The organism is Roseibium sp. (assembly GCF_965216085.1).
Classification (GTDB): Bacteria; Pseudomonadota; Alphaproteobacteria; order Rhizobiales; family Stappiaceae; genus Roseibium.
This window is the reverse complement of record NZ_OZ244138.1, coordinates 2,869,694-2,887,696: the sequence shown is the minus strand read 5'-3', so window position 1 is coordinate 2,887,696 and position 18,003 is coordinate 2,869,694. Positions and strand designations below refer to the sequence as shown.

17 protein-coding genes and 1 tRNA gene are annotated in these 18,003 nt (G+C 56.0%); 11 read left to right on the top strand and 7 right to left on the bottom strand.

Annotated features, from left to right (window positions below; translation table 11 throughout):
* Positions 1-50: 50 nt before the first annotated feature.
* Positions 51-956 carry a GGDEF domain-containing protein gene (locus ACOOFE_RS13665; RefSeq protein WP_420415431.1) on the bottom strand — a complete coding sequence of 302 codons (906 nt, stop codon included), beginning with the start codon at positions 954-956 and terminating at the stop codon, positions 51-53.
* 127 nt (positions 957-1,083) lie between these two features.
* Positions 1,084-1,157: transfer RNA gene (locus ACOOFE_RS13660), tRNA-Gln, on the bottom strand.
* A gap of 351 nt (positions 1,158-1,508) precedes the next feature.
* Between ACOOFE_RS13660 and ACOOFE_RS13655 the strand changes: the two genes are divergently transcribed.
* The 4 genes from ACOOFE_RS13655 (at position 1,509) to ACOOFE_RS13640 (ending at position 6,939) form a co-directional block, all read left to right on the top strand.
* Positions 1,509-3,191 (top strand): exopolyphosphatase, encoded by a 1,683-nt coding sequence (locus tag ACOOFE_RS13655; protein ID WP_420415430.1) that lies wholly within the window; start codon positions 1,509-1,511, stop codon positions 3,189-3,191.
* Positions 3,188-3,898, top strand: coding sequence for an RlmE family RNA methyltransferase (locus ACOOFE_RS13650; RefSeq protein ID WP_141186807.1), 711 nt, complete (start codon positions 3,188-3,190; stop codon positions 3,896-3,898). Before ACOOFE_RS13655 ends, ACOOFE_RS13650 begins: the two co-directional genes overlap by 4 nt.
* 189 nt (positions 3,899-4,087) lie before the next feature.
* The gene (guaB, locus tag ACOOFE_RS13645) at positions 4,088-5,590 is read left to right on the top strand and encodes an IMP dehydrogenase (protein WP_420415429.1); all 1,503 of its coding nucleotides are present in this window, start codon (positions 4,088-4,090) and stop codon (positions 5,588-5,590) included.
* 56 nt (positions 5,591-5,646) lie between these two features.
* Complete coding sequence (locus ACOOFE_RS13640; protein ID WP_420415428.1) at positions 5,647-6,939, top strand: RsmB/NOP family class I SAM-dependent RNA methyltransferase; 1,293 nt, start codon at positions 5,647-5,649, stop codon at positions 6,937-6,939.
* 18 nt (positions 6,940-6,957) lie between these two features.
* Here the strand turns inward: ACOOFE_RS13640 and ACOOFE_RS13635 are convergent, their stop codons facing one another.
* Entirely contained in the window at positions 6,958-8,190 is a 1,233-nt protein-coding gene (locus ACOOFE_RS13635) for a tetratricopeptide repeat protein (RefSeq protein ID WP_420415427.1), read from the bottom strand.
* A gap of 262 nt (positions 8,191-8,452) precedes the next feature.
* On the opposite strand from ACOOFE_RS13635, the gene guaA reads away from it, so the two are divergent.
* Both guaA and ACOOFE_RS13625 read left to right on the top strand, forming a co-directional pair.
* Positions 8,453-10,027, top strand: coding sequence for a glutamine-hydrolyzing GMP synthase (gene guaA / locus ACOOFE_RS13630; protein ID WP_420415426.1), 1,575 nt, complete (start codon positions 8,453-8,455; stop codon positions 10,025-10,027).
* Between the two features lie 63 nt (positions 10,028-10,090).
* Positions 10,091-10,624: a hypothetical protein gene (locus tag ACOOFE_RS13625; protein ID WP_420415425.1), complete on the top strand. Its 534-nt coding sequence runs from the start codon at positions 10,091-10,093 to the stop codon at positions 10,622-10,624.
* Between the two features lie 4 nt (positions 10,625-10,628).
* Here the strand turns inward: ACOOFE_RS13625 and ACOOFE_RS13620 are convergent, their stop codons facing one another.
* Positions 10,629-10,955 carry a TraR/DksA family transcriptional regulator gene (locus tag ACOOFE_RS13620; RefSeq protein WP_141186801.1) on the bottom strand — a complete coding sequence of 109 codons (327 nt, stop codon included), beginning with the start codon at positions 10,953-10,955 and terminating at the stop codon, positions 10,629-10,631.
* 181 nt (positions 10,956-11,136) lie between these two features.
* Here ACOOFE_RS13620 and ACOOFE_RS13615 point away from each other — a divergent pair, with 181 nt between their 5' ends.
* On the top strand, positions 11,137-11,514 hold the full coding sequence (locus ACOOFE_RS13615; protein ID WP_420415424.1) for a hypothetical protein: 378 nt from the start codon (positions 11,137-11,139) through the stop codon (positions 11,512-11,514).
* Positions 11,515-11,518: 4 nt separating this feature from the next.
* On the opposite strand, the gene ACOOFE_RS13610 is transcribed toward ACOOFE_RS13615, so the two are convergent.
* Positions 11,519-12,154 (bottom strand): MarC family protein, encoded by a 636-nt coding sequence (locus tag ACOOFE_RS13610; protein ID WP_420415423.1) that lies wholly within the window; start codon positions 12,152-12,154, stop codon positions 11,519-11,521.
* A 213-nt stretch (positions 12,155-12,367) separates the two neighbouring features.
* On the opposite strand from ACOOFE_RS13610, the gene gyrA reads away from it, so the two are divergent.
* Positions 12,368-15,199, top strand: coding sequence for a DNA gyrase subunit A (gene gyrA / locus ACOOFE_RS13605; protein ID WP_420415422.1), 2,832 nt, complete (start codon positions 12,368-12,370; stop codon positions 15,197-15,199).
* 79 nt (positions 15,200-15,278) lie between these two features.
* Here gyrA and ACOOFE_RS13600 read toward each other — a convergent pair whose 3' ends face one another.
* Positions 15,279-15,644, bottom strand: coding sequence for a hypothetical protein (locus tag ACOOFE_RS13600; RefSeq protein ID WP_420415421.1), 366 nt, complete (start codon positions 15,642-15,644; stop codon positions 15,279-15,281).
* 132 nt (positions 15,645-15,776) lie between these two features.
* On the bottom strand, positions 15,777-16,166 hold the full coding sequence (locus ACOOFE_RS13595; protein ID WP_420415420.1) for a phosphopantetheine adenylyltransferase: 390 nt from the start codon (positions 16,164-16,166) through the stop codon (positions 15,777-15,779).
* 164 nt (positions 16,167-16,330) lie between these two features.
* On the opposite strand from ACOOFE_RS13595, the gene coaD reads away from it, so the two are divergent.
* From coaD to ACOOFE_RS13580, 3 genes are all read left to right on the top strand, one after another.
* Positions 16,331-16,840 (top strand): pantetheine-phosphate adenylyltransferase, encoded by a 510-nt coding sequence (coaD, locus tag ACOOFE_RS13590; RefSeq protein ID WP_420415419.1) that lies wholly within the window; start codon positions 16,331-16,333, stop codon positions 16,838-16,840.
* Positions 16,841-16,924: 84 nt separating this feature from the next.
* Entirely contained in the window at positions 16,925-17,416 is a 492-nt protein-coding gene (locus tag ACOOFE_RS13585) for a peptidylprolyl isomerase (RefSeq protein ID WP_420415576.1), read from the top strand.
* 36 nt (positions 17,417-17,452) lie between these two features.
* Positions 17,453-17,923, top strand: coding sequence for a peptidylprolyl isomerase (locus ACOOFE_RS13580; RefSeq protein ID WP_420415418.1), 471 nt, complete (start codon positions 17,453-17,455; stop codon positions 17,921-17,923).
* Positions 17,924-18,003 lie beyond the last annotated feature (80 nt).

Below are 18,003 nucleotides of genomic sequence, written 5' to 3'. Positions count from 1 at the left end.
GGACCCAATTGTACCATCTGCGTGGGAGTGTGAAAACGGCCTGTTTTGCTTCAGCTTTGTACTACGAGCTGGTTCCGGCCCTTTTGTTTTGCTTTGTACATCAACCGGTCGACCCGGTCTAAAGCCGTTTCGAAGTCATCTTCTGGATCCACCAGTGCCAGCCCGGCAGATAAGGTAACCGATCCGATGGTGTTTCCTTGTCGGCGGTTGATCAATTTTTGTTTTCCAACACTAACAAGAACCGTATCGACAACAGAAATGCAGGCGTTTTTGTCGGCGCTCCTAAAAAGGATGGCGAATTCTTCACCGCCATACCGGCACAAGATGTCGTCACCCTTGATGAGATGTTGGATGGCAGCTGCAACCAATTTCAGAACCTGATCACCGACGATATGGCCTTGGCTATCATTGATCCGCTTAAAATGGTCGATGTCTAATAGCGCCAGATAATACGGACCGTGATGCCGGGCGCTCCGGGCGGAAAACTCAGCCTCTAGATACCGGCGGTTTGAAATTCCGGTCAGTGAGTCGGTAAAGACTTCATTTTGGCTGGCCGCAATTTCTTGTTCCAATGCGTTTGTGCGGTTCAGAATTTCCGTGAGATTTTCAGTTAAAGTGCGGACCAGTTTTTCTTGTTTTTTTGTGTGCTCAGATTTGGCGCAAATCTCGACGGAGGATTCTGCGGAAGACCGGATGGCGTCTAAATGCCCTCTGGATCGCTGCATAGATTCAAATTGTTTTTCGGGGCTGACTTGAGTCTGCAGCAAGTTTTCATAGACAAAATGCAGCGTTTTGTCCGTCAAGCCTTCTTCGCTTGCCTTCAAGCGCTCGACTTCTTTAGCGACCTGCGTGGTTGGGGCCGTCAAATAAAGGTGCAGCACATGAAAGATTTTGGGGTCACAGCTAAGTGCGTGGCGATTGATCTCTGCCACCACCTGATTACAAACAAACGGCATGAGCTAGTGCACCGGATCATAGATTCTTTTATCTGATTTGAGTCTAACGCCAATACCTTGCTTGCACTAGCTGAAAGTGCCTTACTTCAGCCATTACCAAGGGTAATCCTAAGAAATGGGAAAAAATTGGCTGGGGAACCTGGATTCGAACCAGGACTAACAGAGTCAGAGTCTGCGGGTCTACCGTTAACCTATTCCCCAATCCTGTCTGCTGCCAAACAGCGCAGAAGGGCCGCCGGTCCATGCCGGTGGCGATTGGTGAAGCGCATATACATCCAACCCTCTTTCAAAAGCAAGAGCCATCTGCGACTTTTTTATGGGTTATGACCCGGTATGGTTTCACCTCCCCCGCAGCCGCCCCAGGCAGTTTAAGAAATTGCCGCAAAGGGTTCTTTTCGAGCGCCGGTCAACCTGTTACAGTTTTCCCAACTAAAAGACTTGCTTCGGCTTGCCGGACCGCCGCATCGCGGACGGGATGCTGGGGCATCGAAAGGCAAATACGTGACTCATTCAGGTCAGGAACCGCCCGAGGCTGGGCGACGTGCCCCTGATGTGTCCGGTAACAGTTCTGCTCCGAAGGAGCGCAAGGGACGAAACAGGCGGCGCCGGAAAAACCGGACAGCGCCTGGTGCTGGTGGCCAGCAAACGGGAAAGTTGTCTGCACCCGCCAAGTCACCGGAAAGTGGTTCTGATACCACACGTCCTGCAACTGCAACTGCAACTGGACACTCTCAATCCGCCGCTGGTCCGTTGGCGGACGGCACCTTGCATGTGGCTGAAAATGCGCCTGCACACCGCAAAAAGAAGCGGCGTGGGCGCCGCCGCCCAGGTCAAGGAAATGGGGCTGCTCAGCGGGCAGGTGAGGCCAAGCAGGCGGTCGACAATGCTGCCAGACCGGACTGCGCGCCTTCGGCAAAAGGAAAAAAAGCAGCGAACCGCCGGGGCCGAAAACGCTGGCAGGCCGGCAAATCCGGTGGACAAAATGGTCACCGTCCTGCTGAACAAGGTTCTGCTGGTTCTGAAAACAAACGGCCGCACACCGTCGAAACACAATCCGCAGCAACTCCGAAGCCTATAGATCCGCCCATCCAGCTCGATCGGGCTGATCAACCCGGTCAAACGGTCCGCCGCGCACGTCCTCAAAACGGCGACCGGCCGCGCAATGGGCTGCGCCGGCGGGCACTTCCAAGCACTGGAAACAGCCCTCTTTACGCCGCGCTGGATCTTGGCACAAACAATTGCCGCCTCTTGATCGCCCGGCCGGAAGAGCGGGGCTTCCGGGTGATTGATGCCTATTCCAGGATCGTCCGCCTTGGTGAAGGGGTCGGCGCTCACCGGAATCTTGGTGAAGCGGCCATGGACCGGGCTATTGATGCGCTGGCGCAGTGCCACAAGAAACTGGCGGATCGGGGCGTGGAACGCTCACGGCTGATTGCGACAGAGGCCTGTCGGGCGGCCGAAAATGGCGAGGACTTCATCTCTCGGGTTCAGGCGGAGACCGGTCTTGCGCTGGAGGTCGTCAACCGGGAAACGGAAGCGCGTCTCGCCGTCGCCGGATGCGCTTCCTTGGTCGATCATGATGCTGACGGTGTCATCTTATTCGACATTGGTGGGGGATCCTCGGAGATCGTCTGGTTGGATCTGCGCAACCGCTGCGGGGCGCGGGGCTACGCGTTGACCCGGTTCATCCGCTCCTGGATTTCCTTGCCAGTTGGAGTGGTCAATCTTGCGGAGCGCCATGGCGGTGTGCATGTCACCCCCGATATCTTTGAAAAGATGGTCGATGATGCGGCCGATCATTTGGCGGAGTTCAATCTTGCCGATGACCTCTCCGAAGCCATTGCCAATGGAAAAGTCCATATGTTGGGAACGTCCGGGACGGTGACAACGCTCGCGGGGGTGCATCTGGGCCTCAGGCGCTATGACCGGCGCCGGGTAGACGGCACCTGGCTGGAAGACGCCCAAGTCGGCGGCATGATTGATCAGTTGCGCGATATGCCGTATGAGGCCCGCGTCAACAACCCCTGCATTGGTGAAGACCGGGCCGATCTTGTTTTGGCTGGTTGCGCGATCCTTGAGGCGATCCGGCGGCGCTGGACGTGTCCACGCCTGCGTGTTGCCGACCGCGGATTGCGGGAAGGCATCCTCACCGAACTGATGGCCGCCGATGGCGTATGGTCCCGCAAGAAAAACGGATCGCGCTATTACCGGGGCCGGCCAAGGAATAGGCAATGAGTGGATCGAAAAAAAGAGGCTCCGGCGACCGTGGCCTCCACGTCAAAGTCAAGACGTCCGCTGGCCGGCGCGAGTCGTCCACGCGCTGGTTATCGCGTCAGTTAAACGATCCCTATGTGCGCCGGGCAAAAATTGATGGTTATCGGTCGCGGGCGGCTTACAAGCTGATCGAAATGGATGACAAGCATAAGCTGCTCAAACCCGGTTACCGGGTGGTCGATTTGGGCTGCGCACCGGGAGGCTGGTGCCAAGTGGCGGTTGAGCGTGTGCAATCAAGCGTCGAATCTCCAAAGGTTGTCGGCATTGATTACCTCGACATGGATCATGTGCGCGGCTCTGTTTTCCTGAAGAAAGATTTTCTGGATGACGATGCACCGGCATTGCTGATGGAAGCCCTCGGCGGGCACAAGCCGGATGTCGTGCTGTCAGATATGGCCGCCCCGACAACCGGTCACAAACAGACAGATCATTTGCGCACGACGCATCTCTTTGAGATCGCGATTGATTTCGCCCGCCGCAACTTGGTGCCAGGCGGATCGTTCCTGGCCAAGGTGTTCCGTGGTGGTACGGAAAACGCCATGCTTCAGGACCTGAAACGCGAGTTCAAATCCGTTGCGCATTTGAAACCGCCGGCAAGCCGCAAGGAGAGCCCGGAACTATATGTGATCGCCAAAGGGTTTCGCGGCAGCGATCTGGAAAGCGATTGATAGCCCGGTACAGCTAAACTCCGGAAAATGATCGAAAGAGCCTGTGCGGTTGAAGCAGGCTCTTTTCATTCTGTCACCTGCGTGTTATTCACCCGCGCCAACTTCTCCGGCACAGCCGAAGCGACTCGACAAGATGCAGGCTCCCTCAACAGCGTGCGTCTCAATTGTTATTTATAAGGGGAATTGGCAATGGCATCCTTTTTTGTCCCATCGACCGGGCAGCAAGCCCTGACCTTTGATGATGTGCTGCTGATCCCTGGCCACTCGGAAGTGATGCCGGGTGAGGTGGATCTTAGAACCAAAGTCACCAAAGACCTGGAACTCAACATCCCGATCCTATCTTCAGCCATGGACACGGTGACCGAAGGGCGGCTGGCGATCGCCATGGCGCAGGCTGGTGGCATCGGTGTTGTGCACCGGAACTTGTCCCTGGACCGCCAGGCGGAAGAAGTCCGCATGGTCAAGAAATTCGAATCCGGTATGGTCGTCAATCCTTTGGTCATTGGCCCGGACGCCAGCCTCCAGGATGCGCTAAACCTGATGAAGCGCTTCGGCATTTCTGGTGTTCCGGTGGTCGAAAACGGCGGATCAGGCGGACAGGTCACAGGCAAGCTGGTCGGCATCCTGACCAACCGGGATGTGCGATTTGCCTCCAACCCGGACCAGAAGATCCGCGAGTTGATGACCAGTTCCAACCTTGTGACGGTCAATGACAATGTCAAACAGGATGAAGCCAAGCGTCTGTTGCACCAAAACCGGATCGAAAAGCTTCTCGTTGTTGATGACAACGGCAATTGCACCGGCCTCATCACCGTCAAGGATATGGAAAAGGCGCAGCTTAATCCGAATGCCTCTAAAGACGCGCAAGGCCGGTTGCGGGTCGCAGCTGCGACCAGCGTTGGTGACGAAGGCTTTGCTCGTGCTGAGCGCCTGATCGATGCCGGTGTGGACATGGTGGTGGTCGACACTGCCCATGGCCATTCCCAAAAAGTTCTGGATCAGGTCAACCGGGTTAAAAAACTCTCCAACTCAGTCCAGGTTCTGGCAGGCAATGTGGCCACACCTGAAGCCACAAAAGCGTTGATCGACGTGGGTGCAGATGCCGTGAAAGTCGGGATCGGCCCAGGCTCCATTTGTACGACACGGATCGTCGCCGGTGTTGGTGTTCCGCAGCTGACCGCCATCATTGAATCTGTCAACGAAGCCAATAAACAAGGCATTCCGGTGGTCGCAGATGGTGGCATCAAATATTCTGGTGACTTGGCCAAAGCGATTGCAGCGGGCGCAGCCTCTGTGATGGTCGGCTCCCTGCTGGCGGGCACTGAAGAAAGCCCAGGTGAAGTCTACCTGCATCAGGGCCGGTCTTATAAATCCTACCGCGGTATGGGCTCGGTCGGCGCGATGGCACGCGGCTCTGCGGACCGTTACTTCCAGGCGGAGGTGACTGACAGCCTGAAACTGGTTCCCGAAGGCATCGAAGGCCAGGTTCCGTATAAAGGCCCGCTTGGCAGCGTGTTGCATCAGCTGGCCGGTGGTCTGCGGGCTGCGATGGGCTATGTCGGTGGCAAGACTGTTCAGGATTTCCAGGAAAAAGCGCGCTTTGTGCAGATCTCCGGCGCTGGATTGCGCGAAAGCCACGCTCACGATGTGACGATTACCCGGGAAAGCCCCAACTATCCGTCCAACGTATAAATCAACTTTGTTTAGTATGGAGCCGGCAGTAACCGGCTCTATCCAATAGGTGTGCCATGAAAGACGGCGGACGCCTCGCGGCGGCGATTGAAGTTTTAGAAGAAGTCGAACGCCGTCACCGGCCGGTTCAGGTCGCCCTGAAAGAATGGGGCGCAGCGCACCGCTTTGCCGGGTCCGGTGACCGGACTGTCATCGGCAATCTTGTGTTTGATGCACTGCGCAACCGGGCTTCGCTTTCTGCAATCATGCAGGAAGACACTCCCCGTGCGCTGGCGCTGGCAACCTATGTTCTAACGTGGGACAAGGGTCTTGAGGCGCTGACCACGGTTTTGACCGATGATCGGCATGCTCCAGAACCTTTGAGCGAAGATGAAACCGCGCGGCTGTCGGACGAAACATCTGAAGACATGCAGCCTTGGCAGGCTGCAGATGTACCGGAATGGCTGTGGCCGAAGTTTGAAGCTGTGTTCGGTGAAAGGGCAGTTGAGGAAGGCCGGGCCTTGTCTGAGCGTGCGCCGGTCGACATGCGGGTCAACACACTGAAGTCTGAACGCGGTAAGCTTTTGAAAAAGCTTGCACATGCAGGTGCTGAAGCCACCAAACTGTCGCCACTCGGTATGCGGATTGAAGCCAAACCGGGTCTTGGGCGGATGCCGCATGTTCAAGCTGAGGAAGGTTACCGCAAAGGCTGGTTCGACCTTCAAGACGAAGCCAGTCAATTGGCCGCTCTTCTGGCCAAGGCCGAACCCGGTTTCCAGGTGCTGGATTATTGCGCTGGCGGCGGCGGTAAGACCTTGGCATTGGCAGCTGCGATGGAAAACAAAGGCCAGCTTTATGCTTATGATGCTGACCGGTTGCGGCTTGCGCCGATCCATGAGCGTCTGCAGAGGGCAGGGGTCCGGAACATTCAAGTGCGCGATCCGGCCAGTTCCAATCTTCAGGATCTGGAAGGCCAGATGGATCTGGTTTTCATCGATGCACCTTGCACCGGTACCGGCGTTTGGCGGCGGCGGCCAGACTCCAAATGGAAATTGACCGAAAAAGCGTTGAATGATCGCATTAAAGATCAGCAGCATGTTCTTGCAAACGCAAAAGAATATGTAAAAATCGGCGGGCGTTTGATTTACGCGACATGTTCAATTCTGCCAGAAGAAAACAGCGATCAGGTTGAGCGGTTCCTGAAAGATAATCCCGAGTTCAAATCTGTATCTGCCAAGGATGTATGGCGGAACCAGCTCGAAGGAAAAGCCGAACCGGCATATGTGACCGGACGAGGCGATCTAACATTGACACCGGCATCGACCGGCACCGACGGTTTCTTTGTAGCGATATTGGAACGTGTTTCTTAAACGAAACTCAAACCGGCGCTAAGACACATCCCGGCGGGTCAAGCCGAGCACATTTGGCAAGGGATCGTCTTTTCCGGAGCCAAAGGCCGGTTTAGCCTCTGCAGCTACCGCTGGCTTTGGTGCACTATCCGGCACGGAATTTAGCGTTCCCAGGTTGTCCGTGGATGACATCTTTAAAGAAGCTGCTCCACTTGAGGGTCGGACAGCATCGTTCAATCCGATTTCGACCGGCGCGGCCTCCTGCTGAGCTTTTATTCCGCTAGAATTATCCTGAGCAACTTCGGTCTCAGCGGGCTTAGATAGCTCTTCTGCGAGCTTGCGGACTTTCTGGTCGAGTTCGGTCGTGCCGGTGAGTACTGACCGGGCTTCATTCGGATATTTCAAAGCAGCCAAAGCAGACCCAAGGGCGTTTAGCGGCGCCCGGTTTGCTGGGTCCGCATCATGGGCTTGAAGTGCGTATGCCAGCGCCTTCGGATAATCGCCAAGTTTGCGGGTCAGGACACTCAGCCGCGTGAATTGGCTGGGATTATCGGGGGCGAGGCGCAAGGCTTCCTGTCCGGCCTCCAGCGCATCCTGATAATCGCCACGAGCCTCGAGAGCCTGGCTCAACATGTCAAAGGCAGCTGCTTCATCCGGAGACTGTTCCGCCGCGCGAACCGTAAACGCGATGACATCGTCGTAGCGTTTGGTTTTGAGTAGGGCTTGGGATAGGCCGAGCAGAGCCGGAACGTGGTTCGGCGCTGTCTTGAGCACCTTACGGTAATTCGCGACGGCTTGAGTGCCTTTGCCGGATTTCTCCTGAATGTCTGCAAAGAGCGAGAGAGCGACCGGGCTGTCCGGCATATGCTCCAGAAGCTGTTTCGCCACCGGTTCCGCGGCAGTTGCGCGGCCGCGTTTCAACAGCACACTCGCCAAGCCGTACAGAGCGTTTTTGTGACCGGGGACCTGATCCAGCACTTCCCGGAAATTGTCTTCGGCCAAATCCAGATCGTTCAGCAGCAACTGGCAATTGGCCAAGCTGGACCGGGCATTAAGGTGTGTGGGTTCTGCAAAAATGATGCGGCGCAGACGGGACTGGGCCTCTTCGAGTTGCCCAGTGCGCAGAAGGACTGACGCGGCGCGATAGGAAATATCAGTATCATGCGGCAGCATCTCACTGGCCCGGATATATGCGGCGAGTGCTTTTTGAAGATCCCCTGATGTTTCCAGGGCGATGGCTTGATCAAAAATTTCGCGGGCTGCTGCGGTCATGACGGGTGTTGCGGTCCTAACGGGCGTTTTGAATTGCCAGTGCGACGAGTGAGTAAGCTTTCGTTAACCTACGGCAGCGGCAAAGGTGCGCGCAAATGCCAAATCCAACCGTACACAGCTTCTCCAGCTGGTTTTTCTTTGTGCGTTCTGCGCATCCGACTTTTTCTGCTGCCCTACCCAAAAAAACAAGAATCTTATGCGGGAGCTGTCTACGGCAAAAAACCGGGTTCAATTTCGATAAAAAGGCAGGTAGAAGCTCGCCATGACACATCATCATGATCGCCTCCTTATTATCGACTTCGGTTCGCAAGTGACGCAGCTGATCGCGCGGCGCCTGCGTGAGTTGAATGTCTACTGCGAAATCCACCCGTATCAGAACGTTTCCGACGCGTTCTTGGCGGAGTTCAAGCCGAAGGCCGTGATCTTCTCCGGTGGTCCAGATTCCGTGACCCGGGAAGGATCCCCGCGCCCGCCGGAAACGGTTTACAGTCTCGGAGTGCCGATCCTGGGCATTTGTTACGGTCAGCAAGTGATGATGCAGCAGCTGGGTGGCCGGGTTGAAGGCGGCAAGATTTCTGGTGGCGGCGGCACGGCAGAATTCGGCCGGGCCTTCGTGACACCGGCTGAGGCGGATTTGTCTATCCTGAAAGGATGGTTCCAAGACGGAAAAGAACAGGTCTGGATGAGCCACGGCGATCACGTCGCAGAATTGGCGCCCGGATTTGAAGTCTATGGCACCTCGCCAAATGCGCCCTATGCCATCACGGCCGACGCCAGCCGGAACTTTTATGCGGTTCAGTTCCACCCGGAAGTGCACCACACGCCGAACGGCAAGACGCTTTATGAGAACTTCATTAAGCTCGCAGGGTTCTCCGGCGATTGGACCATGGGTGCCTACAAGGACGACGCGATCGAAAAGATCCGCGCGCAGGTCGGCGACAAGAAGGTCATCTGTGGCCTGTCCGGCGGGGTCGACAGCTCAGTTGCGGCCGTTTTGATCCATGAAGCGATCGGCGATCAGCTAACTTGCGTGTTCGTTGACCACGGTTTGCTCCGTCAGAACGAAGCAGACGAAGTCGTCTCCATGTTCCGGGACAACTACAACATCCCGTTGATCCATGCTGATGAGAGCGATCTGTTCCTGGGCGAGTTGGACGGCCAGTCGGACCCGGAAACCAAGCGTAAGATCATCGGCAAGTTGTTCATTGATGTGTTCCAAAAGCACGCCAATGAAATCGAAGGCGCGGAGTTCCTGGCTCAGGGCACACTCTATCCGGACGTGATCGAGAGTGTCAGCTTCTCTGGCGGGCCTTCGGTGACGATCAAGTCGCACCACAATGTTGGCGGCCTGCCGGAAAAGATGGGCCTCAAACTGGTCGAGCCGCTGCGTGAGCTCTTCAAAGATGAGGTGAGGGCGCTTGGCCGCGAACTTGGCCTGCCGGACAGCTTCATCGGCCGTCATCCATTCCCGGGACCGGGCCTTGCCATCCGCTGCCCGGGTGAAATCACCCGCGACAAGCTGGACATCCTGCGCAAGGCGGATGCGGTCTATATCGACCAGATCCGCAAGCATGACCTTTATGACGAGATCTGGCAGGCGTTCGTCGCGATCCTGCCGGTTCGCACGGTCGGTGTGATGGGGGACGGCCGGACCTACGATTACGCCTGTGCTCTGCGTGCCGTGACATCGGTCGATGGTATGACCGCGGACTACTATCCGTTCACCCACGAGTTCCTTGGCGAAACCGCGACCCGGATCATCAACGAGGTCGAAGGCATCAATCGGGTGACATACGACATCACCTCAAAGCCTCCGGGAACGATTGAGTGGGAATAAGACATTTGAACCGCGATATGGGATCATGTCGCGGTTTTGTCTTTAAAGGGAACCGGTTTCACCATGAGTGGCAGCTCGTCCGATCTAGTCGATACGATCAATCTGGAACCCGATTGTTCCAACTGTGCCGCACTGTGCTGCGCCGTGTTTGCGTTTGATAAATCGGAATCCTTTGGCATCGACAAGGCGGCAAACGAGGTTTGTCCCAACCTCAATGCGGACAACGGCTGTTCTATCTTTTCCAATCGGGCTGAACGCGGGTTTCAAGGCTGCGTCACCTACACCTGTTACGGAGCCGGACAGCGTATTTCACAGGAAGTTTTTGGCGGGCTGAGTTGGCGGGAAAACCCAGCCTTGATGCACCGGATGGGCGCGGCCTTGTCGGTTCTCAGACGCATTCATGAACAGATGGTCTTGCTGCGGGCTGCCCGATCATTACCTTTGATCTCTGACCAGCTCGCCGAACTAGAGACTTTGGAATTGAAACTGGCTTCCGAGCGGGCTTGGACGGAGACATCGCTGGCGGGATTTCCCATTGAAACAGTATCTTCGGAAGTGAGAACCTGGCTTCGGCAATTACGCGGTCTTATATCTTAAAAAACTATTTGGCGCAGCGGATACAAAAGGCTGCCGCAGGGTCAACTCCCAAACGTTTTTCCGAAATTTCTTCACCGCAGTCGACGCAATAGCCATAATCACCGTCATCGAGCCGTTTGAGCGCGGCATCAATCCTCTGAATATCCGCCCGCCGCTGGCGTTCTGACGCTTGCGCCATGGCTTGTCCCTGGAGCGCATCCATGCGCGACAAGCGGCCGACCGACTGCTGATCGAGCATCACCGTTGCGCGGGCCTCTTCAGCGATCTCACTGATAGCCACGAGGTCAGCACGCAGTCCACGTAGCGTCTCACGGACGGCCTCTTCGTTCATGTCACCCTCCAAGGTTTTCAAGAAGAGTGCGCGAACCCGAGCTAAAAATGCAAGTTGTGAGTGTTTCAGATGACAGTCAGTGCATCACTAAGTTTGGGCGGCCTGCTAACAGACTTGTGACTTTGCATCCTCTGGCAGCCTCGTAAGGTTGGCTTCCTCGAGTGTTTTATGGATTTGGAAGATGCGGTTCCTGAGTGCTCTTATTGCATTGACCCTGATTGGAACGATTGCAGCCCTAAGCAACGCCAGAGCAGGTGATGTCAAGATCGTCAAAGCGGAAGCCAGCCAGGCGGCGGACAAGACATGGCGGTTCGAAGTGACCCTCCTTCATGACGACACTGGCTGGGATCACTACGCCGACCTTTGGGAAGTCTATGCGCCCGACGGCACATTGCTCGGCAAGCGCGTTTTGGCGCATCCGCACGTCAATGAACAGCCGTTTACCCGGTCCTTATCGGGCGTCGAAGTGCCAGACGGAACGCATCAGGTCATCATCAAGGCGCGCGACAGCGTCCACGGTGTGTCGCCGCAGGAGTTTGAGCTGAAATTGCCTCGTTAATTCTCTACGCCAAAAACGCCAGGATCCCATCTGCAACGAATTGCACTGACAGCGCCGCCAAGAGGACACCGAGCAGTCGGGTGATGACCAGCTGGGCCGTGTCTCCTAGCGCGCGTTCGATCCTGTCGGCCAGCAAAAAGGCGCCCATGCAGCTTAACAGGATCACCACGATTACTCCGCCAAGACCGGCATAGGTAAGGGTGTCCGGCGCCTGACTGGACAAGAGGATGATAGCCGAAATGGCGGCTGGACCGGAAATCAGCGGGATCGCCAAAGGGAAGATCGCCAGTTCGTTGATGGTCGCATGATTGGTTTCCGCAGACTCCATCGCCTTTTCAGCCGTTTCGCTTTTCCGTTCCTGGCGCTTGCCGAAGATCATTTCGATCGCGATCAGGAAGAGAAGGATGCCGCCAGCAACACGGAAGGCCGATACAGAGATGCCCAGAACATTCAGCACCGTTTGGCCGGTGAAATAAAAGATACCGAGAATACCTGCAGCGGTGATGGTCGCACGGATCGCTACGCGGCGCCGGTCTCCGGGGCTCATGCCTGCGGTAATAGCAAGGAACATGGGTGCCAAACCAACCGGGTCGATGGTCACAAACAGCGTTGCAAATGCATTGATGTAGAAGTCGATCATCCCGGGTCTCCGGCTGGCTGCGAAGGTCTTTCTCAGAGCGTTTTATAAGTCATTTGGCGCATCTGCGGGCAAGCCTTTAGAAATGAATCTGTATGCTTGTGCATAGCTTTTATAAGCTATTGATATTGATGGGTTATTAGCAAGCTCAAAAACGTCGGCAAATTTGGTGCGCGAAGTTGAATCGGATATAAAGTATTCAGCAATAACAAACAAATGAGTGTCTCCTTGGCTGACCAGGACAACAGCACCCCTTCAGGCGGGCTTCCGTCGGACATCAAGCCGGTCTCCATTGTCGATGAAATGAAGCGCAGCTATCTCGATTACGCCATGAGCGTGATCGTGTCGCGTGCGCTTCCGGATGTCCGGGACGGCTTGAAGCCTGTGCACCGGCGCATCCTCTATTCGATGCATGAAAACGGCTATGAGTGGAACAAACCCTACCGCAAGTCGGCCCGTGTGGTCGGTGACGTTATGGGTAAATACCACCCGCATGGTGACAGCGCGATTTACGATGCCCTGGTTCGTATGGCGCAGGACTTTTCCCTCCGTCTGCCGCTGATCGACGGGCAGGGGAACTTCGGCTCCATCGACGGCGATCCCGCCGCGGCGATGCGTTACACCGAGTGCCGTCTTGAGAAGGTGTCTCACCGGATCCTGGACGACATTGAAAAAGACACGGTCGACTTTCAGGAAAACTACGACAACTCGGAATCTGAACCGGTTGTCCTGCCGGCAAAGTTTCCAAATCTTCTGGTCAACGGCGCTGGCGGCATCGCGGTCGGGATGGCGACCAATATCCCGCCGCACAACCTCGGTGAAGTGATCGACGCGGCCATCGCGATTATGGAAAACCCGGCCTTGAGCCTGGAAGAACTGATGCAGATTGTGCCGGGTCCGGATTTCCCGACCGGTGCGATGATCCTCGGCCGTGCAGGTATCCGCAATGCCTTTGAAACTGGCCGTGGCTCGGTTGTCATGCGGGCGAAGGTGGACACCGAAGAAATCCGCAAGGACCGCTGGGCGCTGATCGTTTCGGAAATCCCGTATCAGGTCAACAAGTCCACGATGATCGAGAAGATCGCCGAGATGGTACGCGATAAGCGCGTCGAAGGTATCTCCGACATCCGCGACGAAAGTGACCGTTCCGGCATGCGGGTGGTCATCGAGCTGAAACGCGATGCGGTGCCGGATGTTGTGCTGAACCAGCTTTACCGCTTCAGTCAGCTGCAGACCTCCTTCGGCGCCAATATGGTCGCGCTCAATGGCGGCAAGCCGGAGCAGATGAACCTCTCCGACATGCTGAAGGCTTTTGTTTCCTTCCGCGAAGAGGTGATTCAGCGCCGGACACGCTTCCTTCTCCGGAAATGCCGTGATCGCGCGCATATCTTGGTTGGTTTGGGCATCGCCGTTGCCAACATTGATGAGGTTATCAAGCTGATCCGGGCTGCCCCCGATCCGGCGACAGCCCGCGCCCAGTTGATGGAACGGAACTGGCCGGCCAAGGATGTTGAAGATCTGATCCGCCTGATTGATGACCCGCGCCACATGGTGCAGGAAGACGGTACCTACAAGTTGTCGGAAGAGCAGGCCCGGGCCATTCTGGATCTCCGCCTGCAACGCCTGACCGCGATGGGCCGGGATGAGATCGAAGAAGAGCTGAACAAGATCGGCGCTGAAATCTCCGATTACCTCGATATCCTGCGCTCGCGTGCGAGAATCCAGGAAATCGTCCGCAACGAAATGCTGGAGATCAAGGAAGAGTTCGCAACACCGCGCCGGACCGAGATCGTCGAAGGCGGACCGGACTTCGACGAAGAAGACTTGATCCAGCGCGAAGATATGGTCGTCACCGTTTCCCACGGCGGATATATCAAACGCGTGCCGTTGGCGACGTACCGGGCACAGCGCCGGGGCGGCAAAGGCCGCTCTGGCATGGCCACCAAAGAGGAGGATTTTGTTACCCGCCTCTTTGTTGCCAATACGCATACGCCGGTGCTGTTCTTCTCCTCGCGTGGCATTTGCTACAAGATGAAGGTCTGGCGCCTGCCGCTTGGAGGACCAACGTCCCGCGGTAAAGCTCTCGTCAATATGCTGCCGTTGGAACAGGGCGAACAGATTACCTCAATCCTGCCATTGCCGGAGGATGAGGAAAGCTGGGCAAACCTCGATGTGATGTTCGCGACTGTGCGCGGCACGGTGCGGCGGAACAAGCTGTCCGATTTCGTCAACATCAACCGTAACGGTAAGATTGCGATGAAGCTGGAAGACGGCGACGGCATTGTTGGTGTCGACACGTGTTCTGAGCATTCCGATGTGATGCTGACAACCAACTTCGGTCAGTGTATCCGCTTCCCGGTCACCGATGTTCGTGTTTTTGCCGGCCGGAATTCGGTCGGGGTGCGCGGCATCCGGTTGGCCGATGGCGACCGCATCATCTCCATGCAGATCCTGCACCACATTGATGTGGATGCAGAAGAGCGGGCTGCTTATCTCAAACTCTCCCGGGCGATGCGCGGTGAAGCGGATGAGAATGCCGGTGGTGCCGATGAAGATGGCGTTGTTGCCGGTGAGCTCTCGCAGGAGCGCTATGCGGAAATGAGCGCAGCTGAGCAGATCATCTTGACCATCTCGGAAAACGGCTACGGCAAACGGACATCGTCCTTTGAATACCGGGTCACCGGCCGGGGCGGCAAAGGCATCACGGCAATGGCCGTCAATGACCGGAACGGCGGATTGATCTCCTCTTTCCCTGTCGAAGACAGCCATCAGATCATGCTGGTGACCGATGGTGGCCAACTTATCCGTTGCCCGGTCGATGGTATCCGGATTGCCGGTCGCGCGACGCAAGGTGTGATTGTCTTTAAGACCGCGAAGGACGAAAAGGTCGTCGCCGTCGAAGGCATCTCGGAAGTCGACGAGGATGAAGAGCTGGAAGAGGGCGCCGAAGGCGAAGCGCAAGAAGATGGCGCGCCCGAGAGCAGCGATGGATCTGGCGACGGGGACGGTGGAGAAACACCGGATAGCTCCTCAGGATCTGACGAATAAAATTGTTTTTGGGCGGCGTTTCAGAATTTGAGAGGCCGCCCAATTTCTTTGCGGGCTGTTGTTTGACCCATGAGACACGTCAGCTCTCTGCAACGCCTGCAAGAATCCCCGGCATATCAGGGGCGCCCAACCAGCTTTCTGAAGCAGAGTGAGGCATCTGGGTGCTTAGGTTTTTGCAAGCCAGGACTGCCTTTAAGGCGCCAATTGCGACACCGTCATAGTTTTGCGCCAAATTAGAACCGGTCCATCCAGACGAGCGGGGGCGGCGAATTGCTATTGTCTTCGTCATTTCAAGCTCCTTATGAAGGCGCCAAAAGCGCTGATGATTTAATGGAGCAATTGTCCTGCCAAACGTGCGCCCGACTAAAAATTGAAGAAAAACAAAGGCAAACGCCACTGGGTGCAACTCAAAAACAACTCGGCATAACAGCAAAATCAAAGACATTTCCCATTTTGCAAAACGGGATGTTCTTTTGAAATCGCAGCCATCGTTTCTGGACAAACGAAAACAGCGGCCAGGGTGGAAACTGGGCCGCTGTTTTTCGTTTGGGGATATTTGTTTTGGAAGTCGGATTGATCAGTTGTTGGCCGGGTAGCGGGCCAGAATGGTTTGATTGACGGTCATCGGTTGTTTTTCAACCGTGACAAAAGAGACGGTACGGACCTTGGAAGCGCCCGTCAGTTCAGCGGCACATTTTGCGCTCCACGCACCCCAGGTCTGGTTTTTGCAGTCTTGAACGTCCGGGCCAGATTTGCGATCCGACTTGGAGGCGATCATGCCCTGAGCCGCTGGCATACCAGCTTCTTGAGCCTGAGAGGCGCTGCTGGCATTCATGCCGAACACTCCGGCAAGCAAAATCGTCAGCACTGCTAAAACAAAGATTGATGCCATTTTGACATGGGCAAACGGGTCCATCGCTTTTGCTTCTGTTGCAAAAGGTTGGGTGGTGGTGTGACTGCTCCTCATTGGTCCGGCTCCTGCTCTCGCCTTCGCTTTGTTGATGAGGCCACCTTGCCCGGGTTTAGCCAAGAAGAATGTGATTGCCGTCACAAATTGGTTGTCTTGCGAAAAAAGCGCATGCTTTGGCCAGATCGCTTGTGAAGCGCGTTGGGTCAGAGTATGGAAAGGCCATGACTCGTATCGCGCTTTACCCGGGTTCATTTGATCCGGTAACCAACGGCCACATGGATATCCTGCGTCAGTCTCTTGCACTGGCGGACAAGGTGGTGGTGGCCATCGGCATTCATCCCGGCAAAACGCCGCTGTTTTCTTTCGAGGAACGGGTGGACTTGATCAAAGCCTCTGCGGCGTCGGAATTTTCTGCAGATGAGGCAAAACGGGTCGAAATCATTGCTTTCTCAGGCCTTGTTGTAAACGCGGCGCGCGAGCAGGGCGCGACCATTCTGGTTCGAGGTCTGCGTGATGGCACCGACCTTGACTACGAAATGCAGATGGCCGGCATGAACCAGACGATGGCGCCGGACATTCAAACAGTCTTTTTGCCGGCATCTCCGACTGTCCGCCATATTACCGCGACGTTGGTCCGGCAAATCTCGAAGATGGGCGGAGAGATAAAGGACTTTGTGCCTGACCCTGTCGCCGAGCCGGTGCGCCAGCGGGCAAAACCGGGCCAAGTTTGACTGTAACCAAACCTTTGACGTGAACCGCAGGAGTTTCCAGTGTCACGATTTTTTGCAATCTTCGCCGTTTTGGCGTCTTTGATCATGTTGCCTGCAGTAAATGCGCAGGCTCAGGATCTGGAAAACACCCTTTATCTGGACCTGAAAGATGGCCGGGTTGAAATCCGTTTGCGTCCGGACATCGCACCCAATCATGTTGCGCGTATCAAAGAACTTGCCCGGGCGGGATTTTATGACGGCATCATCTTTCACCGCGTGATCGACGGTTTCATGGCTCAAACGGGTGACCCGACCGGAACCGGACGCGGGGGCTCCGACAAGCCGGATTTGAATGAAGAGTTTTCCATTGCGCCGTTTAAACGCGGCACGCTCGGCATGGCCCGCTCTTCCAGCCCGAACAGTGCAAACTCGCAGTTCTTCATCATGTTCGCCAATGGCGACTGGCTGAATGGCCAATACACCGTGTTTGGTGAAGTCGTTAAGGGTATGGAACACGTCGACAACATCACCAAGGGGGAGCCGCCGGCAAACCCGGACAAGATCATCAAGATGCAAGTGGCCGCAGACGCCGGTTAACTTAGCAGACAATTCCAGCATTTTACGGAGACAAAAATGGCTGACTACAAAGACCCGGAAAACACATTGCTGATGGAAACAACCCAAGGGTCCGTTGTCATCGAAATGCGCCCGGACTTGGCCCCGAACCATGTTGCCCGCATCAAGGAACTGGTGCGTGAAGGGTTTTATGACGGCATCGTTTTTCACCGCGTGATCGAAGGTTTCATGGCGCAGACCGGCTGTCCGCATGGCACCGGCACCGGCGGATCGGGCAAGAAGCTGAAAGCCGAATTCAACGCTGAACCGCATGTCCGTGGTGTCTGTTCCATGGCGCGCGCGCAAGATCCGAACTCCGGTGACAGCCAGTTCTTCATCTGCTTCGGTGATGCGACCTTCCTCGATAACCAGTACACCGCATGGGGCAAGGTCATCGAGGGCATGGAAAACGTCGACAAGATCAAGCGCGGCGAGCCGGTTCAAAACCCGGACAACATCGTATCGATCAAGGTCGCTGCTGACGCTTGATCAGTTTTGATCGTGAATTCCTACAGCGCGGGTGGCAACACCCGCGCTGTATTTGTGTGTGTGGTGCTTGACCTGATACG